The organism is Streptomyces sp. Ru73 (assembly GCF_002920575.1).
Lineage (GTDB): Bacteria > Actinomycetota > Actinomycetes > Streptomycetales > Streptomycetaceae > Streptomyces.
In genome coordinates, this window is sequence record NZ_PQSQ01000043.1 from 49,822 (window position 1) to 60,887 (window position 11,066).

An 11,066-nucleotide genomic window follows, 5' to 3' on the forward strand; every position below is an offset into this window, starting at 1 on the left:
GCCCGTCCCAGCACCCTCCTGGGGCTCGTACGCCGCCTCCGTACCGCCGTTCACCGTGCCGGCCCCTCCCCGGAAACCGTCCCGGCGGACCGCTCGCGGAGCGCCTCGCGCGACTTGGCCAGCCCGGCCCGGCGCAGCACCACGGCCTGCTTCACGTAGTCCAGTCCCGTGAGGACGGTCAGCGCCACGGCCACCGCCATCACCCACCAGCGCAGGGTGGCCAGCGGGCCGGTCAGCACGAGGACGTACATGCCGACGCCGACCCCCTGGGCCAGCGTCTTCAGCTTGCCGCCGCGGCTGGCCGGGATGACGCCGTGCCGGATCACCCAGAAGCGCATCACCGTGATGCCGAGCTCCCGGAAGAGGATCACCGCGGTGACCCACCAGGGCAGGTCGCCGAGGACCGACAGGCAGATCAGCGCGGCACCCATGATCGCCTTGTCCGCGATCGGGTCGGCGATCTTCCCGAAGTCCGTGACCAGGTCGTACGCGCGCGCCAGGTGCCCGTCGAAGAGATCGGTGATCATGGCGACGGCGAACGCGGCCCAGGCGAAGGAGCGCCAGGCGGGGTCGTAGCCGCCGTCGTGCATCATCAGCAGCACGAAGGCCGGGACGAGGACCAGCCGCAGCATCGTGAGGATGTTGGCGATGTTCCACAGCCCGGCCTGCCGCCGGACGGTCTTCGGCCGGCCGGCTCCGCCAGCAGCGGAAGCGCCGGCGGCGGAAGCCGGGACTCCGGTCATCTGGCCGCCTCCTCGGGACACCCGGCGCCGTGCTCGGCGCCGAGCGGCAGTGGCTCCGCCACGAGGTCCACGCCCTCGGTGGCCACCACCTTTGCTTCGACCATACGACCCGGCGCCAGGTCCGTGCCGCTCGTGAGCAGGGTGACGCCGTCGGTCTCGGGCGCCTGGTGCGCCGCGCGGCCGACCACGCCGTCCTCGTCGTCGACCCGGTCGACCAGCACGGTCACGGTCTCGCCCAGCCGCTCCTCGGCACGCTGCGCGGTCAGCTCCTCGGCCAGCCGGGACAGGTGCGCCAGGCGCTCTGCCACCAGGTCGGGGTCGAGCTTGTTCTCGTAACCGGCCGCCTCGGTGCCGTCCTCGTCGGAGTAGCCGAAGACGCCGATGGCGTCGAGTCTCGCCTCGCTGATGAAGCGTTCCAGCTCGGCGAAGTCCTCCTCGGTCTCGCCGGGGAAGCCGACGATGAAGTTGGAGCGGGCACCGGCCTGCGGCGCCTTCGTACGGATCTGCGCCAGCAGGTCCAGGAAGCGGTCGGTGTCCCCGAAGCGGCGCATGGCGCGCAGCACACCGGGGGCCGAGTGCTGGAAGGACAGGTCGAAGTACGGCGCGACCTTCTCCGTGCCGGTCAGCACGTCGATCAGGCCGGGGCGCAGCTCGGCCGGCTGGAGGTAGCTGACCCGGACGCGCTCGATGCCGTCCACCGCGGCCAGCTCCGGCAGCAGCGTCTCCAGCAGGCGGATGTCACCGAGGTCCTTGCCATAAGAGGTGTTGTTCTCGGAGACCAGCATGATCTCCTTCACGCCCTGCTCGGCCAGCCAGCGGGTCTCCCCCAGCACGTCCGAGGGACGGCGGGAGACGAAGGAGCCGCGGAAGGACGGGATGGCGCAGAAGGAGCAGCGGCGGTCGCAGCCCGAGGCGAGCTTCACCGAGGCCACCGGGCTGCTGCCCAGGCGGCGGCGGAGCGGGGCGCGCGGTCCGGAGGCGGGCGCGACGCCCTCGGGCAGGTCCTCGGGGGCCGAGGCCAGCGCGTCACCGTGGCCGGGCAGCGCGACGTCGGCGCCCTGCCGCTCGGCCGGGCTGATCGGCAGCAGCTTGCGCCGGTCACGGGGGGCGTGGGCCTCGACGTTGCCGCCGCTCAGGATGGTCTGGAGGCGGCCTGAGATGTCGGTGTAGTCGTCGAAGCCGAGCACGCCGTCGGCCTCGGGGAGCGCCTCGGCCAGCTCCTTGCCGTAGCGCTCGGCCATGCAGCCCACGGCGACGACGGCCTGGGTGCGGCCGTGGTCCTTCAGATCGTTGGCTTCCAGCAGGGCATCGACGGAGTCCTTCTTGGCGGCCTCGACGAAACCACAGGTGTTGACGACGGCGACATCGGCATCGGCGGCTTCCTCGACGAGCTCCCAGCCGTCCGCTGCCAGGCGGCCTGCGAGCTCCTCCGAGTCCACCTCGTTACGGGCGCAGCCAAGGGTGACAAGGGCGACGGTACGGCGTTCGGGCATGGGGCTCAGCCTACTTCGTCCCGGACGTCCCCATGGCTGGCAGGGTTCCCGCACGGCCCCGCGCCCCGTATACGCGGCCGCCCGCCGCCTCCCGGAAGAGGCGGCGGGCGGTTCCCCGGCAGGCGGCAGGCGCGCGGTCAGCCCTCCTGAGGATCACCCGGGGTGTAGCTCAGGCGCTCCACGGAGCCCTTGTCGCCGATCTCCTTGACCTCCTTGCCGTTGACGTACAGCTGTACGGCTCCGGCGTTGCCGACGACGAGATCGATCCGCTTCTTGTCGGTGATGGTCTTGGACTGGCCCTTGCGGAGCAGGCCGTCCTCCAGGAGCTTGCCGTTGGCGTTCTTGGCGGAGACCCAGCTCTGCCCGTCCCGTGCGGTGATCTTGATGGTCACCTTGTCCTTCGGCAGCCCGGCGATGGCGCTGTCGGAGGGGTCGGGCTTGGGCTCGGCGGGCTTGGTCTTGGTCGGGGACGGCTTCACCGTGGGACTCTCGCCGACGTTGCCGTCGGCGACGGAGGCTTCCTGGCCCCTGCCACCGTCGCTGAACAGCGTGAATCCGACGAAACCGACCACGGCGACGATGGCGGCGACCATCGCGGCCGTCCAGTTCGGACGGCGGCGCTCGGGGCGGATGCGCTCCGCCTCGAAGAGCGGCGCCGCCGGCGTGGGCGCGGGCCGGCCGCCGTGCTCGGCGTCGTACTGGGCGATCAGGGGGGCCGGATCCAGCCCCACCGCACGTGCGAGTGTTCGAATATGGCCACGGGCGTACACGTCCCCGCCGCAACGCGAGAAGTCTTCCTGCTCGATCGCGTGCACGATGGGGATGCGCACCCGCGTGGTCGTACTGATCTCGTCGACGGTCAGTCCGGCGTCGACGCGGGCCTGCTGGAGGATGCGACCGACGGAAGGCCGGTCGTCTTCAGGGGAGTTGCCGATGGACACGGGGGCGCCTTTCGAGCGTGTAGCCACCTGCTGGATGTTCAGTCTAGGGGTGTACCGAAAGGGTCGGGCAAGCGGAGGGGCGGACTTTGTACGCCATCGGTAGCCCCCTCGGTACGCATCGAGGGACCGACGGACGCGCATCGCTCCGTCTCTTCCTTCAACTTGACGTATCGGCAGAAGAAACGGTTGCTTCCGATCTCTTTCCGGTGACGAGTCAGCTCTTTCGAGTGACTTGTCAGTGAGCCTCCCCCCGAATGACGGCGAGCACTCCTTCCAAATCATCCGGTTTCACCAGAACATCCCGCGCCTTGGAACCCTCGCTGGGCCCCACGATGTCCCTCGACTCCATCAGGTCCATCAGCCGCCCGGCCTTCGCGAACCCCACCCGCAGCTTGCGCTGCAGCATCGACGTGGACCCGAACTGAGTGGAAACGACCAGCTCAGCGGCCTGGCACAGCAGGTCCAGGTCGTCGCCGATGTCCTCGTCGATCTCCTTCTTCTTGCTCTGCCCCACCGTGACGTCGTCGCGGAAGACCGGAGCCATCTGCTCCTTGCAGTGCCGGACCACCGCCGCGACCTCCGCCTCCTGCACGAAGGCGCCCTGCATACGGGTCGGCTTGCTCGCCCCCATCGGCAGGAACAGGCTGTCACCCTTTCCGATGAGCTTCTCCGCACCCGGCTGGTCCAGGATGACCCGGCTGTCGGCCAGCGAGGACGTCGCGAACGCGAGCCGCGAGGGCACGTTCGCCTTGATCAGGCCCGTCACCACGTCGACCGACGGGCGCTGCGTCGCCAGCACCAGGTGGATGCCGGCGGCACGCGCCAGCTGGGTGATGCGGACGATGGAGTCCTCCACGTCCCGCGGCGCGACCATCATCAGGTCCGCCAGCTCGTCCACGATCACCAGCAGGTACGGATACGGCGACAGCTCGCGCTCGCTGCCCTCGGGGGCCGTGGCCTTGCCGCTCCGCACGGCCTCGTTGAAGTCGTCGATGTGCCGGTACCCGTACGCCGCGAGGTCGTCGTAGCGCAGGTCCATCTCGCGCACCACCCACTGCAGCGCCTCGGCGGCCCGCTTGGGGTTGGTGATGATCGGCGTGATCAGGTGCGGGATGCCCTCGTACGCGGTCAGCTCGACCCGCTTGGGGTCGATCAGCACCATCCGTACGTCCTCCGGCGTGGCCCTGGCCATGATCGAGGTGATCAGGCAGTTGATGCAGGAGGACTTGCCGGAGCCGGTGGCGCCCGCGACGAGGACGTGCGGCATCTTCGCGAGGTTCGCCGAGACGTAGCCGCCCTCGACGTCCTTGCCGAGCCCGACCACCATCGGGTGGTCGTCGCCCACCGCCTCGGCCGAGCGCAGCACGTCGCCGAGGTTGACCATCTCGCGGTCGCTGTTCGGGATCTCGATGCCGACCGCGGACTTGCCCGGGATCGGGTTGATGATCCGCACGTCCGGGCTGGCCACCGCGTACGCGATGTTCTTCGCCAGCGCGGTGATCTTCTCGACCTTCACGCCGGGGCCGAGCTCGACCTCGTACCGGGTGACCGTCGGGCCGCGGGTGAAGCCGGTGACCGCGGCGTCCACCTTGAACTCCTGGAACACCGTCGACAGCGACTGCACCACCGCGTCGTTGGCCGCGCTGCGGGTCTTGCCCGGCCCGCCGCGCTCCAACAGGTCCAGCGAGGGCAGCGCATACGTGATGTCCCCTGCGAGCTGGAGCTGCTCGGCGCGCGGCGGCAGGTCGTCGACGGGCTCCGGGGCCTTCTTGGTGAAGTCCGGGACGCTCGGCGAGGAGGGCTCACCGGCCGGTTCCGGCCCGGCGTCGCGCGCGGGCGGCACGGAGCCCCGCAGGCTCTTCGTCGCGCCGCTGTCGTCCTGCTCGCCCCGGTCGGGCTTGATGCCGCTGCTGAGATCGGCCACCAGCGGCGAGGGCTGGATGCCGTGCAGGACGGCGCCGTCCAGGTTCGCCGCGTACCCGGCGGCCACGTCCACCGCGTCCTGGGAGCGGGCGTGCTCCGGCTCCGCGGCCGGCTCCGGCGCGGTCCGGCGCTTGCGGCGCTTGGCGAGCGCCGCCTCCTCCGCGGCCTCGGGAGAGGCCTCCAGGTCCGCTGCGCGGGCCCGGCGAGGCTTGCGGGCCGGCTGCTCCAGCGGCTCGTCGGCGAAGGCGTCGGCGTCCGGCTCGTACGTCTCCAGCAGGCCCAGCCGGACGCCGAGGGCCTTGAAGCGCCGCGGAATGGCCGTGACCGGGGTCGCCGTGACCACCAGCAGGCCGAAGATGGTCAGCAGCACCAGCAGGGCCACCGACAGGGTCTGGCCGACCATGAAGAGCAGCGGTTTGCTGGCGGCCCAGCCGAGGTAGCCGCCGGCGTCCCGCACCCCCGCGACGTCCTTCTGGTCCGGGGAGCCGCAGGCGATGGCGACCTGCCCGAGCACGCCGATGACCAGGGCCGAGAGTCCGATGACGATCCGGCCGTTGGCCTCCGGCTGCTCCGGGCGGAAGAAGACGCGGGCGGCGATGCCGCCCACCAGTATCGGGACGAGCAGGTCGAGCCGGCCGAACGCGCCGGTGACCAGCATCTCGACGATGTCGCCGACCGGGCCGTTGAGGTTGGCCCAGGTGCCCGCCGCGATCACCAGGCCGAGGCCGAGGAGGGCGAGCGCGAGGCCGTCCTTGCGGTGCGCGGGGTCGAGGTTCTTCGCGCTGCGCCCCATGCTCCGGAAGAACCAGCCGACGCCGTGCGCGAGGCCCAGCCAGAGGGCGCGCACCGCGCGGTAGACACCCCCGGTGGGTGAGGGGGCCGGCTTCTTCGCCGCCGCCTTCTTCGCCGGCGCCTTCCGGGCTGCCGCCGCCTTCTTGGGCGGTGCCTTCTTCGGCGCCGCCTTCTTGGCGGCGGGCGGCTTCGCCGCGGTCTTCTTGGCGGCGCCCCCGGGGCGCCCGGCGCGCTGCTTCGAGGGGCCCGCCGTGCTCTGGGAACCCTTGCCGGACGTACGTGAGGCCATGGTGACGAGGTTACAGGCGTCACCCCGGGGTGACACGGGTGCTCGGGCCTTCACCCGTTCGTGTCGTAACCAACGCGCCATATGGGCGGTTGGCCCGGCCCCCGGCCCAACGAGCGGCGCAGCGCGGGGAACTGCCACCGGGTCAGCCGGGGCCCGGCGCGGCGTCCGCGCCGTGCGGCCGGTGCGGCGCCGTCAGTTCTGCGACGGCACGGACGGCGTGTCGCTGTTGCCCGCGCCCGGCTCCAGCGCGTCCAGCGCGCGGCGCAGCCCGGTCAGCTTCCGCTCCAGGTGTGCGGCCGTCGCCACGGCGGCCGCGTCCGCCGACTCGTCCAGCTGCTTGGACAGCGCCTCGGCCTGCTCCTCGACCGCCGCCAGCCGCGCGGAGAGCTCCGCGAGCAGCCCCGCGGCCTCCTTGGCGTCCTCGCCGCCGGCCGGCTGGCCGCCCTCGAGCTGGAGCCGCAGCAGCGACGCCTGCTCGCGCAGCTTGCAGTTCTTCATGTACAGCTCGACGAAGACCGAGACCTTGGCGCGCAGCACCCACGGGTCGAACGGCTTCGAGATGTAGTCGACCGCGCCGGCCGCGTATCCGCGGAAGGTGTGGTGCGGGCCGTGGTTGATCGCCGTGAGGAAGATGATCGGGATGTCCCGGGTCCGCTCGCGGCGCTTGATGTGCGCCGCCGTCTCGAACCCGTCCATTCCCGGCATCTGCACGTCGAGCAGAATCACCGCGAAATCGTCGGTGAGCAGCGCCTTGAGCGCTTCCTCCCCGGACGATGCCCGCACCAGCGTCTGATCGAGCGCGGAGAGGATCGCCTCCAGCGCCAGCAGATTCTCCGGCCGGTCATCGACCAGGAGGATCTTGGCCTTCTGCACCATGGCCCGTCCTCCTCGCCCCGGCACTCCACCGGACGCCGCCCCAGGGGACGGCTCCGTCATGCCGCCCGTACTTGTGCCGGTCATGGTAGCCGCACCCCGCCTGTCGCCACACCCTGTCACTGCTATGTCACCGTGCACGTAGCAGGAACGCAGCAGGAGACCAGAAGGTTCCCCGAATACCGTGCTCCCACACGTGCGCGACCACACTGAGTCAGCATATGGGCGGAGGTCCGGTCTCTCCGTACGCGTCCCGTCACTCCGCGCGCATCCATTGCCGCATGACCGCGAGCAGATGGTCGGTGTCCACCGGCTTCGTCACGTAGTCCGAAGCCCCGGACTCGATGCTCTTCTCGCGGTCACCCTTCATGGCCTTCGCGGTCAGCGCGATGATCGGCAGCCCCGCGAACTGCGGCATCCGGCGGATCGCCGCGGTCGTGGCGTAGCCGTCCATCTCCGGCATCATGATGTCCATCAGCACCACTGTCACATCATCGTGCTGTTCCAGCACCTCGATTCCCTCGCGGCCGTTCTCGGCGTAGAGCACCGACAGGCCGTGCTGCTCCAGGACGCTGGTCAGCGCGAAGACGTTGCGGATGTCGTCGTCGACGATCAGCACCTTCTCGCCGTGGAAGCCGTCGTCCTCGCCGGCCGGCGCCACCAGGTCCTGTCCGTTGCCCAGCCACGGCTCGTCCGCCGTCTGCGCCGGCTGTGCCGTCGTCGGCTGGCCGGGCAGGGCCGTGCGCTGCGGCGCCGCCGAAAGCCCGCGCCTGCGGCGCCTGTTGAGGCCGGAGACCGCCTCGTCCGGGGTGGCCTGCTCGGCCTCCGCACGCGCGTTGTCCGCCGCCTCCTGCTCGGCGATCTCCGCGTCGTGCGCCTCGGCGTCCATCGCGAAGCCGCCCGCGACCAGCTGCGGGTACCCCTGCGGCGGCAGCCCGCCCGGGTTGTACGGCAGGTACAGGGTGAAGGTCGAGCCGCGGCCCGGCTCACTGGCGGCGTGGATCTCACCGCCGAGCAGCCGCGCGATCTCCCGACTGATGGACAGGCCGAGGCCGGTACCGCCGTACTTCCGGCTGGTCGTGCCGTCCGCCTGCTTGAACGCCTCGAAGATCACCCGCATCTTGCTGGACGCGATGCCGATGCCCGTGTCGGTCACCGAGAAGGCGATCATGTCGGCATCCGCGTCACGCAGCGCGCCGTGCTCCAGCAGCTGCTCGCGGATCGCCACCGGGACGTCCGAGCCGGCCGGCCTGATGACCAGCTCCACGGCGCCGGAGTCGGTGAACTTCACCGCGTTCGACAGGAGGTTGCGCAGCACCTGGAGGAGGCGCTGCTCGTCGGTGTGCAGCGTCGCGGGCAGCTCCGGGGAGACCCGTACGGAGAAGTCCAGGCCCTTCTCCGCGGTCAGCGGCCGGAACGTGGCCTCGACGTAGTCCACCAGCTGCACCAGCGCGATCCGGGTCGGGCTGACGTCCATCTTGCCCGCCTCGACCTTCGACAGGTCCAGGATGTCGTTGATCAGCTGGAGCAGGTCCGAGCCGGCGCCGTGGATCGTCTCGGCGAACTCCACCTGCTTCGGGGAGAGGTTCCCCTCGGCGTTGTCCGCCAGCAACTTGGCAAGGATGAGCAGGGAGTTGAGCGGCGTACGCAGCTCGTGCGACATGTTCGCGAGGAACTCGCTCTTGTAGCGCATCGAGACCGCGAGCTGCTCGGCGCGCTCCTCCAGGACCTGCCGCGCCTCCTCGATCTCGGTGTTCTTCACCTCGATGTCGCGGTTCTGCTTGCGCAGCTGCTCGGCCTTCTCCTCCAGCTCGGAGTTGGACAGCTCCAGCGCGCGCTGCCGGCTCTCCAGCTCCGCCGAGCGCTCCCTGAGCTGCTCGGTCAGCTCCTGGGACTGCGCCAGCAGGATCTCGGTCTTGGTGTTGACCGAGATGGTGTTGACGCTGGTCGCGATCATCTCGGCGATCTGGCTGAGGAAGTCCTTCTGGATCTGGGTGAACGGCTGGAACGAGGCCAGCTCGATGACGCCCAGTACCTTGTCCTCGAAGAGCACCGGCAGCACGATCACGTTGGCCGGCGGGGCCTCGCCCAGGCCGGAGGCGATCTTCAGGTATCCCGACGGCACGTTCTCCACCAGGATGGTGCGCTTCTCCTCCGCCGCCGTGCCGATGAGCGTCTCACCGGGCCGGAAGGTGGAGGGCATCGCGCCCATCGAGTAGCCGTACGAACCCATCAGCCGGAGTTCGTACTCGCCCGCCTCGCCGCCGTCCGCGCCGATCTCCTGGTTGTCGTCGGCGGGGGTGGCGAGGAAGAACGCGCCGTGCTGCGCGGAGACCGCGGGCGACAGCTCGCTCATGATCAGCTTGGCCACGTCCTTGAGGTCGCGGCGGCCCTGCATCAGACCGGAGATCCGGGCGAGGTTGCCCTTCAGCCAGTCCTGCTCCTCGTTGGCGAGGGTGGTCTCGCGGAGCGTGGCGATCATCGTGTTGACGTTGTCCTGGAGCTCCAGGATCTCGCCGGCCGCGTCCACGTCGATGCGGACGTTGTGGTCGCCGAGGGTCACCGCGGCGGCGACGGCGGCGATCGCGCGCACCTGGCGGGTGAGGTTCCCCGCCATCTCGTTCACCGACTCGGTCAGGTCCTTCCAGGTGCCGGCCACGCCGCGCACCTGCGCCTGACCGCCCAGCTGGCCTTCCGTACCCACCTCACGGGCCACCCGGGTGACCTGCTCGGCGAAGGAGGACAGCTGGTCGACCATCGTGTTGATGGTGGTCTTGAGCTCCAGGATCTCGCCCCGGGCGTCGATGTCGATCTTCTTGGTGAGATCACCCTTGGCGATGGCCGTCGTGACCATCGCGATGTTCCGCACCTGACCGGTCAGGTTGGACGCCATGGAGTTCACCGACTCCGTGAGGTCCTTCCACGTGCCCGCGACGCCCGGCACCCGCGCCTGGCCGCCCAGGATGCCGTCGGTGCCCACCTCACGGGCGACCCGCGTCACCTCGTCGGCGAACGACGACAGGGTCGTGACCATGGTGTTCACCGTGTCGGCCAGCGTCGCGACCTCGCCGCGCGCCTCGACCGTGACCTTCTTGGTCAGGTCACCGTTGGCGACCGCCGCGGAGACCTGGGAGATGTTCCGCACCTGGATGGTCAGGTTGTTGGCCATCAGGTTCACGTTGTCGCTGAGGTCCTTCCAGATGCCGGTGACCCCCGGCACCCGGGCCTGGCCGCCCAGCTGGCCCTCCGTACCCACCTCACGGGCCACCCGCGTCACCTGCTCGGCGAAGGACGAGAGCTGGTCGACCATGGTGTTCACGGTCGTCACCAGTTCGAGGATCTCGCCCTTGGCGTCGACGGTGATCTTCTTGGACAGGTCGCCGCGTGCCACCGCGGTCGTGACCTCGGCGATGTTGCGGACCTGGGAGGTCAGGTTGTTCGCCATGAAGTTCACGGACTGGGTGAGGTCCTTCCAGGTACCGCTCACCCCCTGGACCTCGGCCTGGCCGCCGAGGATGCCCTCGGTGCCCACCTCGCGGGCCACCCGGGTCACCTGCTCGGCGAAGGAGGACAGCTGGTCCACCATCGTGTTCAGGGTGTTCTTCAGCTCCAGGATCTCGCCGCGCGCGTCCACGTCGATCTTCTGGGAGAGGTCACCCCGGGCGACCGCGGTCGCGACCTGCGCGATGTTACGGACCTGGGCGGTGAGGTTGCCCGCCATGCCGTTCACCGAGTCGGTCAGGTCGCGCCACACGCCGGCGACGCCCGGCACCTGCGCCTGACCGCCCAGCCGGCCGTCCGTACCCACCTCACGGGCGACTCTCGTCACCTGCTCCGCGAAGGCCGAGAGCTGGTCGACCATCGTGTTGATGGTGTTCTTCAGCTCCAGGATCTCGCCGCGCGCGTCCACGTCGATCTTCTGCGAGAGGTCACCCCGGGCGACCGCCGTCGTCACCTGAGCGATCTGCCGCACCTGGGACGTGAGGTTCCCGGCCATGAAGTTGACGGAGTT

Annotated in this window: 6 protein-coding genes; all 6 read right to left on the minus strand. The window is 70.2% G+C overall.

Annotated features, from left to right (window positions below; translation table 11 throughout):
- Positions 1-50: 50 nt before the first annotated feature.
- Positions 51-743: a CDP-diacylglycerol--glycerol-3-phosphate 3-phosphatidyltransferase gene (gene pgsA, locus C3486_RS19665; RefSeq protein ID WP_103834043.1), complete on the minus strand. Its 693-nt coding sequence runs from the start codon at positions 741-743 to the stop codon at positions 51-53.
- On the minus strand, positions 740-2,236 hold the full coding sequence (rimO, locus tag C3486_RS19670) for a 30S ribosomal protein S12 methylthiotransferase RimO (RefSeq protein ID WP_103834044.1): 1,497 nt from the start codon (positions 2,234-2,236) through the stop codon (positions 740-742). Before rimO ends, pgsA begins: the two co-directional genes overlap by 4 nt.
- 137 nt (positions 2,237-2,373) lie before the next feature.
- A complete protein-coding gene (locus C3486_RS19675) occupies positions 2,374-3,177 on the minus strand; it encodes a helix-turn-helix domain-containing protein (protein ID WP_258052873.1) in 804 nt (267 codons plus the stop codon).
- 235 nt (positions 3,178-3,412) lie between these two features.
- Complete coding sequence (locus tag C3486_RS19680) at positions 3,413-6,181, minus strand: DNA translocase FtsK (protein WP_103834046.1); 2,769 nt, start codon at positions 6,179-6,181, stop codon at positions 3,413-3,415.
- Positions 6,182-6,373: 192 nt separating this feature from the next.
- The gene (locus tag C3486_RS19685; protein WP_103834047.1) at positions 6,374-7,057 is read right to left on the minus strand and encodes a two-component system response regulator; all 684 of its coding nucleotides are present in this window, start codon (positions 7,055-7,057) and stop codon (positions 6,374-6,376) included.
- A 253-nt stretch (positions 7,058-7,310) separates the two neighbouring features.
- A partial coding sequence (locus tag C3486_RS19690) for a HAMP domain-containing protein (protein WP_103834052.1) occupies positions 7,311-11,066 on the minus strand: 3,756 nt, incomplete at its 5' end.

Coding starts and splice junctions, on each gene's coding strand:
- C3486_RS19680 (WP_103834046.1), bottom strand. CDS start 6,181: ATGGCCTCACGTACGTCCGGCAAGGGTTCCCAGAGCACGGCGGGCCCC.
- C3486_RS19685 (WP_103834047.1), bottom strand. CDS start 7,057: ATGGTGCAGAAGGCCAAGATCCTCCTGGTCGATGACCGGCCGGAGAAT.
- rimO (WP_103834044.1), bottom strand. CDS start 2,236: ATGCCCGAACGCCGTACCGTCGCCCTTGTCACCCTTGGCTGCGCCCGT.
- pgsA (WP_103834043.1), bottom strand. CDS start 743: ATGACCGGAGTCCCGGCTTCCGCCGCCGGCGCTTCCGCTGCTGGCGGA.